Source organism: Pseudomonas sp. UBA2684 (assembly GCA_002354655.1).
Lineage (GTDB): Bacteria > Pseudomonadota > Gammaproteobacteria > Pseudomonadales > Pseudomonadaceae > Aquipseudomonas.
The window spans coordinates 139,409-159,038 of sequence record DELY01000009.1; the positions used below are offsets into that span (position 1 = coordinate 139,409).

At 61.8% G+C, this 19,630-nt stretch carries 23 protein-coding genes; 5 read left to right on the top strand and 18 right to left on the bottom strand.

The window, feature by feature from the left end:
- Positions 1 to 104 precede the first annotated feature (104 nt).
- The 3 genes from B3M58_RS04845 (at position 105) to B3M58_RS04855 (ending at position 2,737) form a co-directional block, all read left to right on the top strand.
- The gene (locus B3M58_RS04845; protein WP_296217433.1) at positions 105 to 593 is read left to right on the top strand and encodes a GNAT family N-acetyltransferase; all 489 of its coding nucleotides are present in this window, start codon (positions 105 to 107) and stop codon (positions 591 to 593) included.
- 76 nt (positions 594 to 669) lie between these two features.
- A complete protein-coding gene (locus tag B3M58_RS04850) occupies positions 670 to 1,968 on the top strand; it encodes a serine/threonine protein kinase (protein WP_296217434.1) in 1,299 nt (432 codons plus the stop codon).
- 28 nt (positions 1,969 to 1,996) lie between these two features.
- Positions 1,997 to 2,737, top strand: coding sequence for an MlaA family lipoprotein (locus B3M58_RS04855; protein WP_296217460.1), 741 nt, complete (start codon positions 1,997 to 1,999; stop codon positions 2,735 to 2,737).
- A gap of 198 nt (positions 2,738 to 2,935) precedes the next feature.
- Here B3M58_RS04855 and B3M58_RS04860 read toward each other — a convergent pair whose 3' ends face one another.
- The 10 genes from B3M58_RS04860 to ccmA form a co-directional block, all read right to left on the bottom strand.
- Positions 2,936 to 3,256 (bottom strand): hypothetical protein, encoded by a 321-nt coding sequence (locus tag B3M58_RS04860; protein WP_296217435.1) that lies wholly within the window; start codon positions 3,254 to 3,256, stop codon positions 2,936 to 2,938.
- On the bottom strand, positions 3,253 to 4,458 hold the full coding sequence (gene ccmI, locus B3M58_RS04865; protein WP_296217436.1) for a c-type cytochrome biogenesis protein CcmI: 1,206 nt from the start codon (positions 4,456 to 4,458) through the stop codon (positions 3,253 to 3,255). Before ccmI ends, B3M58_RS04860 begins: the two co-directional genes overlap by 4 nt.
- Positions 4,458 to 4,940 (bottom strand): cytochrome c-type biogenesis protein, encoded by a 483-nt coding sequence (locus tag B3M58_RS04870; protein ID WP_296217437.1) that lies wholly within the window; start codon positions 4,938 to 4,940, stop codon positions 4,458 to 4,460. Before B3M58_RS04870 ends, ccmI begins: the two co-directional genes overlap by 1 nt.
- On the bottom strand, positions 4,937 to 5,473 hold the full coding sequence (locus B3M58_RS04875; RefSeq protein WP_296217438.1) for a DsbE family thiol:disulfide interchange protein: 537 nt from the start codon (positions 5,471 to 5,473) through the stop codon (positions 4,937 to 4,939). Before B3M58_RS04875 ends, B3M58_RS04870 begins: the two co-directional genes overlap by 4 nt.
- Positions 5,470 to 7,443, bottom strand: coding sequence for a heme lyase CcmF/NrfE family subunit (locus B3M58_RS04880; protein WP_296217439.1), 1,974 nt, complete (start codon positions 7,441 to 7,443; stop codon positions 5,470 to 5,472). Before B3M58_RS04880 ends, B3M58_RS04875 begins: the two co-directional genes overlap by 4 nt.
- Positions 7,440 to 7,916, bottom strand: a complete 477-nt coding sequence (gene ccmE / locus B3M58_RS04885) for a cytochrome c maturation protein CcmE (RefSeq protein ID WP_296217440.1) — start codon at positions 7,914 to 7,916, stop codon at positions 7,440 to 7,442. The genes B3M58_RS04880 and ccmE overlap by 4 nt, the downstream gene beginning before the upstream one ends.
- Positions 7,913 to 8,089, bottom strand: coding sequence for a heme exporter protein CcmD (ccmD, locus tag B3M58_RS04890; protein WP_296217441.1), 177 nt, complete (start codon positions 8,087 to 8,089; stop codon positions 7,913 to 7,915). The genes ccmE and ccmD overlap by 4 nt, the downstream gene beginning before the upstream one ends.
- Positions 8,086 to 8,853 carry a heme ABC transporter permease gene (locus B3M58_RS04895; protein ID WP_296217442.1) on the bottom strand — a complete coding sequence of 256 codons (768 nt, stop codon included), beginning with the start codon at positions 8,851 to 8,853 and terminating at the stop codon, positions 8,086 to 8,088. Before B3M58_RS04895 ends, ccmD begins: the two co-directional genes overlap by 4 nt.
- A 160-nt stretch (positions 8,854 to 9,013) precedes the next feature.
- A complete protein-coding gene (gene ccmB, locus B3M58_RS04900; RefSeq protein WP_296217443.1) occupies positions 9,014 to 9,685 on the bottom strand; it encodes a heme exporter protein CcmB in 672 nt (223 codons plus the stop codon).
- Positions 9,682 to 10,317: a cytochrome c biogenesis heme-transporting ATPase CcmA gene (gene ccmA / locus B3M58_RS04905; RefSeq protein WP_296217444.1), complete on the bottom strand. Its 636-nt coding sequence runs from the start codon at positions 10,315 to 10,317 to the stop codon at positions 9,682 to 9,684. Before ccmA ends, ccmB begins: the two co-directional genes overlap by 4 nt.
- A gap of 150 nt (positions 10,318 to 10,467) precedes the next feature.
- Here ccmA and B3M58_RS04910 point away from each other — a divergent pair, with 150 nt between their 5' ends.
- Positions 10,468 to 12,012, top strand: a complete 1,545-nt coding sequence (locus B3M58_RS04910) for a flagellar hook-length control protein FliK (protein ID WP_296217445.1) — start codon at positions 10,468 to 10,470, stop codon at positions 12,010 to 12,012.
- An 82-nt stretch (positions 12,013 to 12,094) separates the two neighbouring features.
- The gene (locus B3M58_RS04915; RefSeq protein WP_296217446.1) at positions 12,095 to 12,421 is read left to right on the top strand and encodes an EscU/YscU/HrcU family type III secretion system export apparatus switch protein; all 327 of its coding nucleotides are present in this window, start codon (positions 12,095 to 12,097) and stop codon (positions 12,419 to 12,421) included.
- A gap of 203 nt (positions 12,422 to 12,624) precedes the next feature.
- Here the strand turns inward: B3M58_RS04915 and B3M58_RS04920 are convergent, their stop codons facing one another.
- The 8 genes from B3M58_RS04920 to B3M58_RS04955 form a co-directional block, all read right to left on the bottom strand.
- On the bottom strand, positions 12,625 to 13,023 hold the full coding sequence (locus B3M58_RS04920) for a DUF2802 domain-containing protein (RefSeq protein ID WP_296217447.1): 399 nt from the start codon (positions 13,021 to 13,023) through the stop codon (positions 12,625 to 12,627).
- A 3-nt stretch (positions 13,024 to 13,026) separates the two neighbouring features.
- Entirely contained in the window at positions 13,027 to 13,506 is a 480-nt protein-coding gene (locus B3M58_RS04925) for a chemotaxis protein CheW (RefSeq protein ID WP_296217448.1), read from the bottom strand.
- Between the two features lie 97 nt (positions 13,507 to 13,603).
- Entirely contained in the window at positions 13,604 to 14,410 is an 807-nt protein-coding gene (locus tag B3M58_RS04930; protein WP_296217449.1) for a CheW domain-containing protein, read from the bottom strand.
- A gap of 87 nt (positions 14,411 to 14,497) precedes the next feature.
- Positions 14,498 to 15,286 (bottom strand): ParA family protein, encoded by a 789-nt coding sequence (locus B3M58_RS04935; RefSeq protein WP_296217450.1) that lies wholly within the window; start codon positions 15,284 to 15,286, stop codon positions 14,498 to 14,500.
- A gap of 52 nt (positions 15,287 to 15,338) precedes the next feature.
- Positions 15,339 to 16,208, bottom strand: coding sequence for a flagellar motor protein MotD (motD, locus tag B3M58_RS04940; protein WP_296217451.1), 870 nt, complete (start codon positions 16,206 to 16,208; stop codon positions 15,339 to 15,341).
- Between the two features lie 11 nt (positions 16,209 to 16,219).
- Entirely contained in the window at positions 16,220 to 16,960 is a 741-nt protein-coding gene (locus B3M58_RS04945) for a flagellar motor protein (protein ID WP_296217452.1), read from the bottom strand.
- Entirely contained in the window at positions 16,960 to 18,081 is a 1,122-nt protein-coding gene (locus B3M58_RS04950) for a protein-glutamate methylesterase/protein-glutamine glutaminase (RefSeq protein WP_296217453.1), read from the bottom strand. The genes B3M58_RS04945 and B3M58_RS04950 overlap by 1 nt, the downstream gene beginning before the upstream one ends.
- Before the next feature lie 43 nt (positions 18,082 to 18,124).
- On the bottom strand, positions 18,125 to 19,630 hold a 1,506-nt coding region (locus B3M58_RS04955; protein WP_296217454.1), incomplete at its 5' end, for a chemotaxis protein CheA.

Genomic DNA, 19,630 nt, shown 5'->3' on the forward strand with positions numbered 1-19,630 from the left:
CGCCGCTCAGAATAATCCTCCCCCTGGCGGATGCAAGCCTCGCAGTTGCCTAATACCGCGCTGGCACGGCATGCTCGCGGCCACCGTGTGTTTAAGGAACGACGATGCCAACCCTGCAGATACGTAGCGCCCAGCCTGACGACGTTGCGCTGATCCTGGACTTTATCCGTGAGCTGGCCGCATACGAGAAACTCGCCGAGCAAGTAGTGGCCGATCCCGCGCAACTAACGCAACACCTGTTCGGCGCGCGCCCTTTCGCCGAGGTGCTGATTGGCGAAGTAGACGGCCAAGCCGCAGGCTTTGCGCTGTTCTTTCACAACTTCTCGACCTTCCTCGGCAAACCCGGCATCTACCTGGAAGACCTCTACGTACGCCCGGCTGCACGCGGCGCCGGATTGGGCAAGGCCTTGCTAGGTAAACTGGCAAGCCTGGTGGTCGAGCGTGGCTGCGGTCGCCTGGAATGGTTGGTGCTGGATTGGAACGAGCCCGCCATCGGCTTCTACCAAACGCTAGGCGCCCACCCACTGAAGGACTTGACGGTGTATCGTTTGACCGGCTCGGCGTTGCATGAGCTGGCTAAAAAATCGGTTTGACCGGCACTCGCTACGTGTTCTGCTGTCATAAATCGCCTATTCACTCAGCACGTTCTCTTCTTAAAGGGACTTAGTCATGCCGTTTTTCCCCCGCTTCGCTGCTCTGCTGTGCGGCCTAATTCTCGGTGGGCCGCTGTTGGCGGCCGATATCGATGCACAGAGTTACGGTTACCCGCTGACCAACCCGTTCGAGGCAACCATCGCCACCACGCCACCGGAGTTGCGCCCGGCATTGCCGGCCGACGCGGACATCGACCAGGACGACTACCAGGTCAAACTGCGTCCAGAACGTGAATTCGAGCTGCCGGATAATTTCTGGTCGGTGACCAAGCTGCGTTATCGCCTGGCCGAACAAGACGGCGAAGCACCGCTGATCTTCATCATTGCCGGCACTGGCGCGCATTACGCCAGCAGCACCCCGGAATACCTGAAGAAGCTGTTCTACGGCGCGGGCTACCACGTGGTGCAACTGTCCTCGCCGACCAGCTATGACTTCATGACTGCGGCCTCGCGCTTCGCCACGCCGGGCATCACCAGCGACGACGCCGATGACCTGTACCGGGTCATGCAAGCCGTGCGCGCCCAGCACCCGCGCCTGGCCATCAGCGAATACCACCTCACCGGCTACAGCCTCGGCGCCCTGCACGCCGCCTTCGTCAGCCAGCTCGACGAAACCCGGCGCAGCTTCAACTTCAAGCGTGTGTTGCTGCTCAACCCGCCGGTCAACCTGTACACCTCGATCACCAACCTCGACCGCTTGGTGCAAACCCAGGTCAAAGGCATCGACAACAGCACCACCTTTTATGAGCTGGTGCTGGCCAAGCTGACCCGCTATTTCCAGGAGCGCGGCTACGTCGACATCAACGACGCGCTGCTCTACGACTTCCAGCAGTCCAAGCAGCATCTGTCGGACGAGCAGATGGCCATGCTGATCGGCAGCGCGTTTCGCTTCTCCGCCGCCGACATTGCCTTCACCTCGGACCTGATCAACCGGCGCGGCCTGATTACCCCGGTGGAATACCCGATCGGCGAAGGCACCAGCCTGACGCCCTTCTTCAAACGGGCGCTGCAATGCGACTTCGACTGCTACATCACCGAACAGCTGATTCCGATGTGGCGCGCGCGCTATGACGGCGGCAGCCTGGCGCAACTGATCGACCAGGTCAGCCTCTATGCCGTCGAGGATTACCTGAAGAACAGCAGCAAGATCGCCGTCATGCACAACGCCGACGACGTCATCCTCGGTCCGGGCGACCTTGGCTTTCTGCGCCGCACCCTCGGCGATCGCCTGACCGTCTACCCGCTGGGCGGGCACTGCGGCAACCTCAATTACCGCGTCAACAGCGACGCCATGCTGGAGTTCTTCCGTGGCTAAGACGTTCAGCAAAACCCTAGTGCTCGCCATGCTGCTCGCCAGTGGCTGGGCGCAGGCGCAAAGCGAGGCCAATGACGACGGCTTCAAACGGCCGCTGCAACACCTGCAATTCAACCCTGGCCTGGATCAGCGCGAGTTCGAGCGCTCCACCCTCGGCGCGCTGAACGTCTACGACCCATTGGAATCGTGGAACCGCCGCGTCTACCACTTCAACTACCGTTTCGACGAGTGGGTATTTCTGCCCTTGGTCGACGGCTACCGCTACGTCACGCCGAACCTGGTGCAGAGCGGCGTGAGCAACTTCTTCAGCAACCTGGGCGACATCCCCAACCTGCTCAATAGCCTGTTGCAGTTCAAAGGCCAGCGCTCGATGCGGACCAGCGCACGCCTGCTGCTCAATACCACCCTCGGCGTGGCCGGGCTGTGGGACCCGGCCAGCAAGATGGGTCTGCCGAAGCAGCGCGAAGACTTCGGTCAGACCCTGGGCTTCTATGGCATGCCCGCCGGGCCTTATCTGATGCTGCCGGTACTCGGCCCATCCAACCTGCGCGACACCGGCGGGCTGGTGGTCGACTTCAGCGCGAAGAGCCAGATCAACTTCCTCAACGTGGCCGAAGTCAGCAGCAACCACCCGGAAATTTTCGTGCTGGAAACCATCGACCAGCGCTCCACCGTCAACTTCCGCTACGGCCAACTCAACTCGCCGTTCGAGTACGAGAAGATTCGCTACTTCTACAGCGAATCGCGCAAGCTGCTGATTGCCGAATAGCCCTACGTGCTTGACCCGAAGGCCGCGCCAAGCTGTATCGATGGCGCGGCCTTCGTCGTTTCAACACAGCAAAACCGCGCTCGGCCGCTGGTGATGAACTCGCAAGAAGCGATCAAGCAGGTGCTGTATGACTTTCGCGATGGCGCAACGAGGCGCAAACGCAGGCAGGGCTTGACGATTGGCAGGCTGAGCCTGCACTTACGGCGCGTAACGGCGGTACAAGCCAGGCGGTACGCCGCTGCTGTCGGTCGGCTGCCAAGGGCCTTGCGGGTTAGTGGCCCAGCTCCAACCGCCGCTCCAGCGGTAATAGGTGCGTTCGCGGTAGTACAGGTCTCGGCTGCCATCGACCACGTACACCCCCAGGCCGCCGTCCCAGTGGCTGTCGGCCCCCGGCGGCGGCGCGAAACGCGGATGCGACTTGCTCACCGGCAGCTGGCTGATCGGTGCGCTGCTCTGCACCGCACAACCGGCGAGGGTCAACAGGCCGGCGAGCAGGGCCAGCGGCAATAAGCGCTTCATTGCGTCTGGCCATCCGCGCTGTCGATGGTCAGCTGTTGCGGCTCGCGGGTGCTGCTGGGCAACGGCTGGCTGCGGCCAATCCACTCCCCGGCAGTGGCATTACCGCTGCGCGAAATCCGCGCAACCAACTGGACTTGCGCGAAACCAGACAGCTTCAATTGCGGCATCATCGCATCGCTGTCCGACAGGCTGACTTGCGCCGGCAGGTCGGCCACGGTCAGGCGCTTGACCGCCAATGGCATCGGCGGGCCAGAGGCCGCCCGGGCGAACACGAAGACGCTGTCGTTCGGCTGCACTTTATCTTTCAGTGCAGCCGCCAGGTCGACGGTAACGGTTAACTGCTGCGCCACTGCCGGGGCTTGCGCGCCAGCCGTTTGCGGAGCGAGGCGTTCTTTAGCCCGCGCGATGCCACCCTGAATCGCCTGCCGCGAAGGATCTTGCTCCGGCAACACGGCGACCAAACGCTCCCAGAAGCCAATCGCCTCGTTGAAGCGCCCGTCTTCGAACGCGGCAATGCCGAGCAAGCCCAGGCTGGTGACTTCGGCCGGATCGGCCTGCAGCGCTTCATCGGTAAGCGCCTGCAACTGCTCGTTCCACTGTTTGTTACCGGCGAAATACAGCGCTTGCGCCCACTGGCCGAGCAACTCGGGCTCGCGCCCAACGACCCCAACTGCACGCTCGAAGGCGGCAGCGGCATCACCCGCGCGCTCCTGGGCCATGTAGGTACGGCCGAGGAAGTACCAGCTTTCGGCTGACTCCGGGTTGGCCTGCACCGACGCTTCCAAGCGCGCGGTCATCTCCTCGATGCTTTGCGGCTGTTCGGCGAAGATTCGCGCGCGCTCGACATCGTCGATAGCGCCCCAATGCAGGTAGAGTCCGTAGCCCAGCAGCGGCATCAACAAGGCCGCAGCCAGCGGCACCTTGCTGCCCAGCACGCCGAGCTTGCGCGCGGGCTGGTTGCCCTCGGTATCGGCCAACAGCTCACGGGCCGCTTCATCGCGACCATTCTGCATTTGCTCGTCGCTGAGGATGCCGGCGAGGCGCTGGTTTTCCAGCTCCTGGATGCGCTCTTGGTAGAGGGTGACATTCAGTGCGGTACGGTCTTCTTCCGCCTGCGCTTTGCGCGCGCGCAACACGGGAATCAGCAGAAAAGCCAAGGCAGCCAGCAACAGCAGGCCGGCGGAGAGCCAGAATTCGATCATCAGTCTTTTTTATCCACAGGCGTTTGATTTAGCAGGGCAGCCAGGCGTTGCTGTTCATCGCTTGTCAGGCCGCTCGGCACCACGCTTTGCTTGCCGCGACGACGCAGCACGATCACTCCGAGCAGCACGAAACCACCCACCAGCAGACCCGCTGGCCCGTACCAGAGCAACAGCGTGCGCGCCGTCACCGGAGGCTTGTAGAGCACGAAATCGCCATAGCGGGCGACCAGGAACTCGATGATCTGCGCGTTGCTCTGGCCCTCTTCCAGCATGCGGTAGATTTCCGCGCGCAGGTCCATGGCAATCGGCGCGTCGGAATCGGCGATGTTCTGGTTCTGGCACTTCGGGCAGCGCAGTTCTTCGATCAGGTTGCGGTAGCGCTCACGCTCGGCCTCGCTGGCGAACTCATAGGTGTCGATCGCGGCCTGGGCGCTGCCCAATACCGCCACACCCAACACGACGGCGGCAAGCAAACGTTTCATTGCACGCCCTCGTCGACCAGTTCCTGATACAGCGGCGCCAGCTGCTCGCGCCAGACGCGTTCATCGATCACCCCGACGAACTTGTGACGGATGATGCCGGCCTTGTCGACAAAGAAGGTTTCCGGTGCGCCGTAAACGCCGAGGTCGAGACCCAGGGAGCCGCGTTCGTCGTTGATGTTCAACTGGTAGGGGTCATGGAACTCGACCAGCCACTTCTGCGCGGCGGCGTTGTCGTCCTTGTAGTTGACCCCATAGATGTTCACGCCCACAGCGGCCAGCTTGTTCAGCACCGGGTGCTCGACACGGCAAGCCACGCACCAGGTCGCCCAAACGTTAACCAGCGCCGGCTTACCCTGGAGATCGGCTTGGGTGATGGTCTTGCCGCCCTGCACCGCCGGCAGGGAAAACGCCGGAAACGGCTTGCCGATCAGCGCCGAGGGCAACTCGGACGGGTCGAGGAACAGGCCGCGATACAGAAACAGCGCGATGCCGAGGAAAATCGCCAACGGCAACAACAAGATCAGGCGTTTCATGCTTGCGCTCCGGCCAGGCCCAGCGCGTCACGCACGCGGGTTTTCACTTTCACCCGGTAGCGCTTGTCGCTGGCCGCGAGGAAGCCGCCCAAGCCCATCAACAAGGCCCCGAGCCAGATCCAACGGACAAACGGCTTGATATGCACACGCACCGCCCAGGCACCATCTTCCAGCGGCTCGCCCAAGGCGACGAACAAGTCACGGGTGATGCCGGCGTCGATACCGGCCTCGGTCATCACCGACTGCTGCACGGTGTACAGGCGTTTTTCCGGGTGCAGCACGGCGATTTGCTTGCCGTCTTCAAACACCCGCACGGTGCCTTTGTCCGAGGTAAAGTTCGGTCCTTCATGGTGTTCGGCACCGTCGAAAGTGAACTGGTAACCGCCGATTTCCACCGACTCGCCAGGCGCCATGCGCATGTCACGCTCGAAGCTGCCCATGCTGGTGAGAATCACCCCCAAGGCGCACACCGCCATGCCCAGGTGCGCGGTCTGCATGCCCCAATAGCTGCGTGTCAGCGTCGGTAAACCTTTGAGCAGGCCTTTGTGGCGCGTCTTGTCGTGAATATCGCGCACACCGGCCAACACCACCCAGGCAGACAGCAGGCATACGCCAAGCACCGCCCAGTTGAAGTCGCCCACCAGGAAGGTCGCGATCACGGCCAATAACACGCTGCCGATCAGCACCGGCGCGAGCATGCTCAACAGCCACTGCAGCGGGGTGTCTTTCCAGCGCACCAGCACACCCACCGCGATCATCGCCATCAACAACCCCATCAAGGGTACGAACAGCGCGTTGAAATACGGCGGGCCAACCGACAGTTTGGCCCCGGTCATGGCATCCAGCACCAGCGGGTAGAGGGTGCCGAGCAGGATCATCGCCGCGGCCACCACCAGAATCAGGTTATTCACCAGCAACAGGGTTTCCCGCGACCACAGGGCAAAACCAACCTGGCTTTTGACCACCGGCGCGCGAATGGCAAACAACACCAGTGAGCTGCCTACCACCAGCAGCAGGAAGGCCAGGATGAAGACGCCGCGCTCAGGGTCGCTGGCGAAAGCATGCACCGAGGTCAGCACACCGGAGCGCACCAGGAAGGTGCCCAACAGACTCAGGGAAAACGCGGCGATGGCCAACAACACGGTCCAGCTCTTGAATACGCCACGTTTTTCCGTCACCGCCAGCGAGTGGATCAATGCCGTACCGACCAGCCAAGGCATGAACGAGGCGTTCTCCACCGGGTCCCAGAACCACCAGCCGCCCCAGCCCAACTCGTAATAGGCCCACCAGGAGCCCAGGGCGATACCGATGCCGAGGAACGCCCAGGCGACGATGGTCCACGGCCGCGACCAGCGCGCCCAGGCGGCATCCAGCTTGCCGCCGAGCAAGGCGGCGATGGCGAAGGCGAAGGCCACGGAGAAACCGACATACCCCATGTAGAGCATTGGCGGGTGGATGATCAGGCCGAAATCCTGCAACAGCGGGTTGAGGTCGCGGCCATCGGCCGGCGTATTTACCAGCAGGCGCTCGAAGGGGTTGGAGGTGACGATCAGGAACAGCAGGAAGCCGATGCTGATAATGCCCATCACACCGAGCACCCGGGCGAGCATCTCTTCCGGCAATTGCCGCGAGAAGATCGACACGGCGAAGGTCCAGCCGGCGAGGATCAGTGCCCACAGCAGCAGCGAGCCTTCGTGGGCGCCCCATACCGCGCTGAATTTGTAATACCAGGGCAAGGCGCTGTTGGAGTTGTTGGCCACGTAGGCAACGGTGAAATCATCGACCATAAAGGCATAGGTCAGGCAGATGAAGGCGAACAGCAGGAACGCGAATTGCCCCCACGCCGCGGGTTGCGCCAGGCTCATCCACTGACGGTCGCCGCGCCAGGCGCCAATCATCGGCAAGGTAGCCTGCACCAGGGTCAGGCACAGGGCCAGAATCATCGCCAGGTGGCCAAGTTCGGGAATCATTGCGCACCCCCTTGTTTCGCAGCTTGGGCGGCGTCGTGTTGCTGTTTCATTCCGCTTTGCTCCAATGCCTGCATGACTTCCGGCGGCATGTAGTTTTCGTCGTGCTTGGCCAGCACCTCATCGGCAATCAACACGCGGTCGCTGTCGAGCTTGCCCATGGCGACGATGCCCTGCCCTTCGCGGAACAGATCCGGAAGGATGCCACTGAAACGAATGGTCACGCTTTTCGCCCCGTCAGTCACCACGAAATCGGTTTCCAGCGAGTTGCTCGAGCGTTTTACCGAACCGTTCTCCACCAGCCCGCCCGCGCGGATGCGAGTGTCCTGGGGCGCATCGCCATTGGCGATCTGCGTCGGCGTGTAGAACAGGTTGATGTTCTGTTGCAGTGCGCTCAGCGCCAACGCCACGGCGATGCCGCCACCGGCGAGAATCGCCAGAACGATAAACAGGCGCTTCTTGCGGACAGGGTTCACTTCGACTCCTCCCGGCGCAAACGACGCGCCTCGTCTTGCAGATAACGGCGGCGCGCCAGAATTGGCAACGCGATATTCAGCGCCAGCACAGCCAGGCTGATGGCGTAGGACGACCAGACATACACGCCGTGGCTACCCATGGCGATAAATTCGGACCACGACGCAAAGCTCATAGGCCCTTCTCCACCTGGCTCTTGGCTGCAACCTTGATGGCGGCCTTGGCCCAACTGCTGCGCGCTTCGCGTTTGAGCACATCGAGGCGCATGCGCAGCAACAGCACCGCACCGAAGAAGCAGTAGAAACCCAGCACCATGATCAGCAGCGGCAACCACATCTCCAGGGGCATGGCCGGTTTTTCGACGATGCTGAAGGTGGCGGGCTGGTGCAGAGTGTTCCACCACTCCACCGAGTATTTGATGATCGGGATGTTGATCACCCCGACGATGGCCAGTACCGCACAGGCCTTGGCCGCACTGTCGCGGTTGCTGATGGCCTGGCCGAGGGCAATCACGCCGAAATACAGGAACAGCAGAATCAACATCGAGGTCAACCGCGCATCCCAGACCCAATAGGTGCCCCAGGTCGGCTTGCCCCAGATGGCGCCGGTAACCAAGGCGATAGCGGTCATCCAGGCACCGATCGGTGCGGCCTGCTGCAAGGCGACATCCGCCAGTTTCATCTTCCACACCAGACCGACCACACCGGCCACCGCCAACATGACGTAGATCGACTGGGCGAGAAATGCCGCCGGCACGTGGATATAGATGATGCGAAAGCTGTTGCCCTGCTGGTAGTCCGGCGGCGCGAAGGCCAGGCCCCATACCAGCCCGACCAGCATCAGCGATACAGCGGCCACGGTCAGCCACGGCAACCAACGACCGCTGATCTCGTAAAACCACTTGGGCGAGCCCCATTTGTGAAACCACGTCCAGTTCATAAAAACTGCCTCAAAACTACTGCGCTTGCTGAGACTGCGTTGAAAACAGGCTCGGGCTGCTCATTTACAACTCGTAAACTCCGCGCCCTCGCCTGTTTTCGCTTTGTCTCAGCGGCGCTCGCTACGTTTTTCAACAATTTTTCGATCATTTTAAAGTCCGTCACTCGGCGACGCTGATCGTAAGACCGGCGGCGATGGCAAAAGGTGTCAAGGTCACCGCCAGTGCGGCGAGGCTGGCCAACCACAACAAATGGCCGACCGCCGGTAATCCTTGCAAGCTGGCTTGCAGCGCACCGCTGCCCAAAATCAGCACCGGGATATACAGCGGCAGAATCAGCAGCGCCAGCAGCAAGCCACCGCGCTTGAGGCCAACCGTCAACGCCGCGCCAACCGCACCCAACAGGCTCAATACCGGCGTGCCGAGCAACAGTGAGAGCAGCAGCACCGGCAAACAGCGTCCCGGCAACCCGAGCATCAGGGCCAGCAACGGCGCCAACAGCACCAACGCCAACCCGGAAAACAACCAGTGTGCCAGCACCTTGGCTAATACCAGAAGAGGCAGGGGGTGCGGCGAAAGGACCCACTGTTCCAGCGAGCCGTCCTCGAAATCACTGCGAAACAAGCCGTCCAGCGAGAGCAGTACGGCCAATAGCGCCGCAACCCATACCAAGCCGGGCGAAAGGGTTTGTAACAACTGTGTTTGCGGCCCGACGGCCAACGGAAACAAGGCGATGACGATAGCGAAGAACACCAACGGATTGGCCAACTCGGCCGGGCGGCGGAATAACAGCCGCGCTTCGCGAGCGACCAACAAGCTGAAGACATTGCTCATAACGTGCGCTGCCCCAGGTCAAGTTCGCGGTAACCGGCGGGTTTGACCGACAGCAGGTGGTGAGTGGTCAATACCACCAAGCCGCCGCGTGCGCAGTGCTGCGCCAGGTGCTGTTCCAATTGCGCGACGGCCTGCTTGTCGAGAGCGGTGAACGGCTCATCGAGAATCCACAGCGGCGGCCCGTCCAGGTACAGGCGCGCCAGTGCTACGCGCCGCTGCTGCCCGGCAGACAAGGTATGGCACGGCACATCCTCGAAACCGCGCAGGCCAACGGCGGCCAACGCCTGCCAGATGGCCTCGCGCGGCGCCGGGCGATGCAGGGCGCAGAGCCAGGCCAGGTTTTCTTCGGCAGTCAGCAGGCCCTTGATGCCGGCGGCGTGACCAATCCACACGAGGTTGCGCGCCAGCTCGGCACGCTGGCCACTCAAGGGTTGAGCATTCAGGCGGATTTCTCCGGCGCTGGGTTGCATCAACCCCGCCAGCAAACGCAGTAGACTGGTTTTACCGCTGCCATTGGGGCCAGAGACTTGCAACATCTCACCGGCCGCCAGACGCAGCTCCAGACGCTCGAAGAGCACGCGCCAATCTCGCTCACAAGCGAGCGCCACGGCTTCGAGAAGGGGGCTGGTCAAGGCATGCGTACCTAAAGCGGTTCAAGTCGGCAGTCTCCTGGCCGCTATACTGATGCACGTTGAATGCGTAGCCGGCCCGGACGGGGCGGCATTATACATGCCACGCCCTGCCCCCCGCAGTCGGCATTTTCGACAGGTTGTAACCCGTCAATGAGCGAAATCAGCAGCCCTCGCCCGCTTCCACCGACCCCACCGAGCAGTCGCCCGAACGCGCAGGTCAACGATCTGGCGCTAAAACTGCTACAGCCCTTGCAAGGCTTGCTGGCCAGTGGCGAGACCGCCAAAGCCGAAGTGATCGCTCTCAAGGAGGCGGCGCAGAATTTTCATCTACTGCTCAAGCTGACCCTGGAGAACGGCCGCCAAGCCACCCTGCAAGCCAGCAGCACACGCCCGTTGGCGCAAGGCACTGCGCTGGCCGTCACCGCGCTCTCGGAAACACGCCTGGCGGTGGTCCTGCAAGCCGGTGGCGACAAAGCCCTGACCAGCCTGGATTTGCAACAACTGCCAATCGGCACGTTGTTGCAAGGCAAAGTCGTGGCCAGTGAGCCAATGCTCCAAGGCAAATCACCGCAAGCGCTCTACAAGGTGCTGGTCAGCCTGTTGAATACCCCGCTGGCCGGCAGCAAGCTGGCGCTGGAAACCCCACTGGCGCTGCCCCTGGGCAGCCTGCTCAGCGCCCAGGTGCAAGGCAGCCAGGCATTGAACTTTCTTCCTCTGAGCGGCCGCCTCGACCAACTGGAGCTCAGCCAGCAACTGGCCAACCAGCAGAATCGCCAGGGCTCGCTGGAGGGCTTATTCAAGGCATTGCAGGGCTTGCGCGGCCAAACAACGCTGCCGGAAGGCCTGCGCGGCAGCATCGACAAACTCTTTGCCGGAATGCCTGACGCCAGCCAACTGAGCAGTGCCAAAGGCCTGAGTCAGGCGCTGGAAAACAGCGGCCTGTTTCTCGAAAGCAAGCTGCTCAGCGGCCAAGGCAATGCCCTGCCGGCCGACTTGAAAGCCAACCTGCTGCGCTTGATAACCCAACTGCTTCCCAACCTATCGAGCACTGCACCGCTGGCGGCAGCCAATGCCGGCGCAGCGCTGGCCCAGGCCCTGCCGGCATTTGCGCGCAACGTGCTCGGCACCCTCGGCCAAACCAGCGCCCGCCAACAGGCCCTGAGCTTTCCATTGCCATCGCGGCTGCTACAGGCCATGGAGGGCGAAGCCGATCTGGAAACCCTGCTGAAGCTAGCGGCGGCGGCTGTCTCGCGCCTACAAACCCACCAGCTGTCGAGCCTCGCCCAGAGTCAGGTCGGCCCGGATGGCAACCTGCTGACCACCTGGCAACTGGAGTTGCCCATGCGCAACCAGCAGGAGCTGGTGCCGCTACAGATCAAGATCCAGCACGACGAGCCGCAAAAAACCTCGAAAAACGAGCAAAAAGAAACGCTCTGGCGAGTCGAATTGGCCTTCGACCTGGAACCCCTGGGACCCTTACAGGTACAGGCACAATTAGCCCGCGGCAGACTCTCCAGTCAGCTCTGGGCAGAGCGCGCCAGCACCGTCAGCTTGATCGATGCCGAACTGGGCAACCTGCGCGAACGTCTGTGCACTGCGGGCCTGACTGTCGGCGAGTTGGCATGCAATCAAGGCACGCCACCGCAAGGGCCGCGAACCACCCTGGAACAACGCTGGATCGACGAAACCGCATGATTCCAGCGCTCTTTCATTCGTATAACTTTGTCGGCTGCGCTGCTCGCTTGCCTTCGCGCTCTACTTCTGAAATAAAACTGGAATGAAAAAACAAGCACCGCGCCAAGCCATTGCCCTGACCTACGACGGCAAAAACGCACCAAACCTCAGCGCCAAGGGCGACGACGAACTGGCCGAAGCGATCCTGGCGATCGCCCGTGAGTACGAAGTGCCGATCTACGAAAACGCCGATCTGGTGCGCCTCTTGGCAAAGCTGGAATTAGGCGAAGCAATTCCCGAACAACTGTACCGTTGCATTGCCGAAATCATCGCCTTTGCCTGGTACTTGAAAGGCAAGTGCCCGCCGGGTTTCGCCCAGTACCGCGACGTCACCCCACCGCTGCCGTTGCTCGAGGGGCCGACTCGCTGAAATACCGCCGCTAAAAGCGTTGCGCTTTCGCTATTGATCACCCTGAAGGCCATCGGGTGGAAGCGTCGCGAACCTGAAGATCCTATGTGCGTCTGCAAGGCCTGCAACATCGTAGGGCGGACATGCCGAAGGCTTTCCCGCCATTTAGGCCGCCGAATGGTGGACAAGGCTTCGCCATATCCACCCTACAAAAGCGCGGGAAACTAACGGGTTTTGGACTGGTGCAGTTTACTGACCAGTTCGGCTTCGGCCTTGGTCAGGCCACAGGATTGTGTCAGGTCGTCGACGCTGGCCCCCAGGCCAACCAACCGCGCCGCCTGGGTGAATGACAGGCTGCTGGGGTCACGCTGTTCCATCTGGTTCAACTTGTCCGGCAACGGCGCGACAGTGCGCCGTAGCTCATGCAGCTCCTCACCCATGCGGATGCTACCGGTGAGGTAGGCATCCAGGCGTTTACTCAACTCTTTGATCCGCAGATCGCGCGCCGCGTCGCGCTCGGCTTGTAACTGCAGCGCATGCCGCTGCTGAGTCGCCAGCCAAACACAGGTGCCGATCAAGCCCAGACACAATAGGGCGATGACGATAAGCGCGATCTCGAGCATGGCTCAGATGCTCTCCAGCTCAGACCACTCTTCCTCACTCATCATCTTGTCCAGCTCAACCAGAATCAGCAACTCGCCGTTCTTGTTGCACACGCCCTGGATGAATTTGGCCGACTCGTCGTTACCGACATTCGGCGCGGTTTCCACTTCGGATTGGCGCAGGTAAACCACCTCGGCCACGCTGTCGACCAGAATCCCCACCACTTGCTTGTCCGCCTCGATGATCACGATGCGGGTGTTGTCGGTCACCGGCGCCGAGTCCAGGCCAAAGCGCTGACGCGTGTCGATCACCGTCACCACATTGCCACGCAGGTTGATGATGCCCAGCACATAGCTCGGCGCGCCCGGCACCGGCGCAATCTCGGTGTAGCGCAGCACTTCCTGGACCTGCATCACATTGATGCCATAGGTCTCGTTGTCCAGGCGAAAGGTCACCCACTGCAGAATGGGATCTTCGGCACCCTGTGCAGAACTTTTCTTCATGTCCCTAGCCTCGTCATAAGCCGCGCGGTGCGGCGTGCGCGGTGCAACCCGCTTGTCATTACTGGCTGAGCCCGCCTAGCGGCGAGCCCATCATCACTCAATGCAACTGGCCGTTGACCATGCGCTTGGCCGCGCCGCTGGCAATCAACTCGGCCAACGCCGAGACATCCAACAGTGCGCACATGTGCTCGATCACCGTACCCGCCAACCAGGGCCGTTGCGTACGCTGGCTACGCCACTTGATTTCATTCGGATCGAGACGAATCGAGCGGCTGACCTGATGCACCGCCAACCCCCACTCGTAGCCTTCCACGGAAATCACGTACTGCAACCCCTGGCGAAAATCGTCGCGGTAGCGGTCAGGCATGACCCAACGCGCCGTGTCCAACACTTTCAGGTTACCGGCCTGGCACGGCAGTATGCCGAGAAACCAGTCCGGCTGGCCAAACAATGGGGTCAACTCCTGCCCAGCCAGCGGATAAATAGAACCCAGGCAGACCAGCGGCACGGCCAGAGTCAGGCCGGCGACATCGAACAGCAGGCATTCGAATGGCTCTTGCGCCCACTCCGGTCGACCTTGCAACTGCAGCTTGGGGTTAAGCGTTGCCGGCGGCGCGGGCAAGTGCACCTCGGCCAGCGGCTCGATCAGTAGCGGCGGCGTTTCCACCTCGGGCAACACCGGTACGAGCGTCGGCAACACCAGCGACTGCGGCTCGGTCAGCAGTTGCGCGGGCGCAATGGACGGCGGATGGGCATCGCGCACCTGCTCTTCCAGCACCGCTGCCTCGAACTCATCCAGACTGGTGCTTGTGGCCAACTCGACCGCCGCCTCTTGCAGCAAGCCATCCAGGTAAGACTGCAAAGCCAACTGGGAACGGGTAGCGGTGGCGACGGGACGGCTCATAGGTGGAATCCGCAAAAATAACCTGTATCCCTTATCGGCCACAGCAGCGGCAGACTTGAGCGATTTCGCTCAGCATAGACGCCCACCTCAAGCCACCTGCGCCGCCGGCAATTGCGCCAGCAGGTGCTTCAGCAACGCGCGATAGGCCAGCACACCACGGCTGTTGTGGTCGAACCGTGACGGCGTCAGCCCCGCCCGACTGGCATCGCGCAGACGCGTATCGACGGGAATATAGGCTGGCCACAGGTGTTCCGGGTAGTCATTGCGCAGCACCCGCAAGGTGCTCATCGACGCCTGGGTGCGGCGATCGAACAGCGTCGGCACGATGGTGTAAGGCAGCGCCTGCTTACGCGAACGGTTGATCATCGCCAGGGTGCTGACCATGCGCTCCAGGCCCTTCACCGCGAGGAACTCGGTCTGCACCGGAATCACCAGTTGCTGGCTGGCCGCCAGCGCGTTGACCATCAGCACCCCGAGCAACGGCGGGCTATCGATCACCGCATGGTCGAACTCCTGCCACAGTTGCGCCAGGCTCTTGGCAATCACCAAGCCCAAGCCACTCTGCCCAGGGGATTGTCGCTCCAACGTGGCCAGTGCGGTGCTCGACGGCAACAGGGCAATCCGCTCATGGCTGGTGGGCAACAGCAACTGCTGCGGCAACCCCTGCGGCACAACGCCCTGATGCAGAAACAGGTCGAAGCTGCTGCGCTCCAGCGAATCCGGGTCATGCCCAAAATAGCTGGTCATTGACCCATGGGGGTCGAGATCGACCACGACCACACGCTTGCCGGCATCGGCCAGCAGGCCCGCTAGAGCGATGGAGGTGGTGGTTTTACCCACGCCACCTTTTTGGTTGGCTACTGCCCAGACTCTCATCTTCTTCATCCTCCCGACCGAGGGGCTACCTGGCCGAGAACTGGCGCCGCCCTTATGGGGCCGGCGACGGGGGATTGACGGCACCCGCTTGCGGGGCCTGCGCTGTTGGCGCCGGTGCAGATTGCGTGCCAGCGCGCTGCAAGGCGCCATCGGGCCTGGCATTGGCGCTGCCGACACCGCTGACACTGCGTCGTACATCCAGGTTACGCGAAATCACCAGGATTACCCGGCGGTTGCGCGCCCGGCCTTCGGCGGTGGCATTGTCCGCCACCGGCTGAAACTCGCCATAGCCTACCGAGGCCAAGCGCCCCGGGTTAACGCCATCCATGGCGAGCATCCGTACGATGCTCGCAGCCCGTGCCGCCGACAGCTCCCAGTTGGTCGGAAATTGCGCCGTTTGAATCGGCAAGTTATCGGTAAAGCCCTCGACATGTACCGGGTTCTCATAAGGCGCCAGAATTTTGGCGATCCTCTCGATAATCTCGAATGCAGCGTTGTTCGGCAGCGCATCGCCGCTGGGAAACAACAGGCTGGAGCTGAGTTCGATCTCGATCCACAACTCGTTGCCACGCACTTTCAGCTGCTCGCTTTCAATCAGCTCGCCGAAGGCCTGGCGCACACTGTCGGCGATGTTCTGCAAGTTATCCGCCGCTGCTTGGTTCAGATCCTCGTCGACCATCGAGCGGTCGGGTTCGCTGGTACGCGGCCGCTCATCGCCCACCGGGATCGGCTTGATCGAACGATCCGGCTGGTTGAATACCCCAGTCAGGGTTTCCGAAAGGATCTTGTACTTGCCTTCGTTGATCGAGGAAATCGAATACATCACCACGAAAAAGGCGAACAGCAAGGTAATGAAATCCGCGTAGGACACCAGCCAACGCTCGTGATTCTCATGTTCTTCATGCCGGCGTCGACGAGCCATGGCTCACTCCATCAGTCCATGAAGCCTTGCAGCTTCAGCTCAATGGAGCGTGGGTTTTCGCCTTCGGCGATGGACAGAATGCCCTCCAGCAACATCTCCCGGTAACGCGACTGACGCATGGCGATGGCCTTGAGTTTGTTGCCGATGGGCAATAACAACAGGTTGGCGAACCCAACCCCGTAAATCGTCGCGACAAATGCCACGGCGATACCATTGCCCAGCATGCTCGGGTCGGCCAGATTGCCCATCACGTGGATCAGGCCCATCACCGCCCCGATGATGCCGATGGTCGGCGCATAGCCGCCCATGCTTTCGAAGACCTTGGCGGCCTGAATATCGCGACCTTCCTGGGTGTAGAGATCGACCTCAAGGATGCTGCGAATCGCTTCGGGCTCGGCGCCATCGACTAGCAACTGCAAGCCTTTGCGCGCGTACGGATCGGCCTCGACATCGGCCACCGCTTCGAGACCAAGCAAGCCCTCTTTGCGCGCGGTCATGCTCCAGCCGACCACGCGGTTGATACCGCCCGCCAGATCGATGCGCGGTGGGAAGAAAATCCAGCGCAGAATCGCCAGGGCGCGCTTGAACACGCTGACCGGTGCCTGCAAAAACGCCGCACCCAAGGTGCCGCCAATCACAATCAATGCCGCCGGCCCATTGAGCAACGCCGCAGCATGGCCGCCTTCGAGGTAGTTACCACCCAAAATGGCGACGAACGCCAGGATGACCCCGATGAGGCTCAGTACATCCATTAAATACAGGCCTCGGCCAAGTGCCTGCCGATATCGTCAAGTGGGTATATGGCATCCGCCAGGTCGGCTTTGACCACGGCCATGGGCATACCATAGATCACACAGCTGGCCTCGTCTTGCGCCCACACCTGGCTGCCGCCCTGCTTGAGGAGGCGCGCACCTTCGCGGCCGTCGGCGCCCATGCCGGTCAAAACCACCGCCAAGACCTTGTCGTGGTAGGACTTGGCCGCCGAACCAAAAGTAATGTCGACGCAGGGCTTGTAGTTCAAGCGCTCGTCGCCGGGGAGGATTCTGATCGCACCACGCCCGTCGATCATCATCTGCTTGCCACCTGGCGCCAGCAGGGCCAAGCCTGGACGCAGCAGATCACCGTCCTCGGCTTCCTTGACGTTGATCCGGCAGAGTTTGTCCAAACGCTCGGCAAAGGCTTTGGTGAATGCCGCCGGCATATGCTGGATCAACACGATTGGCGCAGGGAAATTGGCCGGCAGCTGGGTCAACACCCGCTGCAATGCCACCGGGCCACCTGTCGAGGTGCCGATGGCCACCAGCCTGTAGGCTTTGCGTTTGGGCGCAGTGGAGCTCACATGTGGAGTGCTCGCTGTCGTTGTTGGCGCACTAACGCTCGGGCGGCTCAGGCTGCTGCTCGGCGCTGGCGACTTTCCCAACGGCGCGGGGGCCGCCACGGGTGCCGTAGCGGGTGCAGAACTGATACTGCGGCGGTTGCTGCGGGCGATGCTGTGCACCTTCTCGCAGAGCAGTTGCTTGACCTTTTCCGGGTTACGCGAAATATCTTCGAAATTTTTCGGCAGAAAATCCACCGCGCCGGCGTCCAGGGCATCCAGGGTGACGCGGGCGCCCTCGTGGGTCAGTGAAGAGAACATCAGTACCGGGGTGGGACAGCGCTGCATGATGTTTCGCACCGCGGTGATGCCGTCCATCATCGGCATCTCGTAGTCCATGGTGATCACATCGGGCTTGAGCGCCAATGCCTGATCGATGGCCTCGCGGCCGTTGGTGGCAGTACCGACCACCTGGATATTCGGGTCGGCAGACAGAATTTCCGATACGCGCCGGCGAAAGAAGCCGGAATCGTCCACCACCAATACCTTGACAGCCATAAACACTCCTAAGCGGCGCAGGCAGAGCCTGCACCGCTAACAATCAGATGCGCCGTGCGTAGCGCTTGAGCATGCTCGGCACGTCAAGAATCAGGGCGATGCGCCCATCACCGGTGATGGTAGCGCCAGACATGCCCGGAGTGCCTTGGAGCATCTTGCCCAGCGGTTTGATCACCACTTCCTCCTGGCCGACCAGCTGATCGACGACAAAACCAATGCGCTGGCTGCCAACCGTGAGAATCACCACGTGGCCCTCGCCCTGCTCCTCATGAGCCGCGCTGCGCACCAGCCAGCGCTTGAGGTAGAACAGCGGCAAGGCTTTGTCGCGCACGATCACCACTTCCTGGCCGTCGACCACGTTGGTGCGCGACAGGTCGAGGTGGAAGATTTCATTGACGTTGACCAGCGGAAAAGCGAACGCCTGGTTGCCCAGCATCACCATCAGAGTCGGCATGATCGCCAGGGTCAGCGGTACCTTGATGACGATCTTCGAGCCCTGACCCTTGACCGAGAACACGTTAACCGTGCCGTTGAGCTGGGAAATCTTGGTTTTCACCACGTCCATGCCGACCCCGCGGCCGGACACGTCGGAAATCTCGGTCTTGGTCGAGAAGCCTGGGGCGAAAATCAGGTTGTAACACTCGAACTCGTTGAGGCGGTCGGCCGCGTCCTTGTCCAGCAGGCCCTTCTCGACAGCCTTGGCGCGCAGTACATCGGCGTCCATGCCCTTGCCGTCATCGGAAATCGACAGGAGGATGTGATCGCCCTCCTGCTCGGCCGACAATACCACCTTGCCGCCGCGCGACTTGCCCGCCGCTTCGCGCTCTTCGGGTGTTTCGATGCCGTGGTCGACGGCGTTGCGCACCAAGTGCACCAATGGATCGGCCAACGCCTCGACCAGGTTCTTATCGAGGTCGGTTTCTTCACCGACCAGCTCCAGGTTGATCTCTTTTTTCAGGCTGCGGGCCAGGTCGCGAACCAACCGCGGGAAACGCCCGAAGACCTTCTTGATCGGTTGCATGCGGGTTTTCATCACCGCGGTTTGCAGATCGGCAGTGACCACATCGAGGTTGGACACCGCCTTGGACATGGCCTCATCACCACTGTTCAAACCCAGGCGCACCAGGCGGTTACGCACCAACACCAGCTCGCCGACCATGTTCATGATCTCGTCCAGGCGCGCGGTATCGACGCGCACCGTGGTCTCCGCCTCACTCGGCGCAGCCGCTTTCTCTTTGTCCGCAGCCACCGGCGCGGGAGCCGCTGCTCTCAGCGGCTCGGCCTTCGCCACAGGCTTGGCCGGCGGTTTACCAGGCGCCGCCGGTTTAGCCACAGGCGCTGTGCTGGCCGTGGGTTCGACAAACTTGCCTTTGCCATGCAACTGATCGAGCAACGCTTCGAATTCATCGTCGGTGATTTCGTCGCCACCAGCCGCAGCCGGCGCTGCAGCCATTGGCGCTGCTGCCGGCGCAACGGCCTCGGACGCAGCGAACTGCCCCTTGCCATGCAACTGATCGAGCAAGGCTTCGAATTCATCGTCGGTGATTTC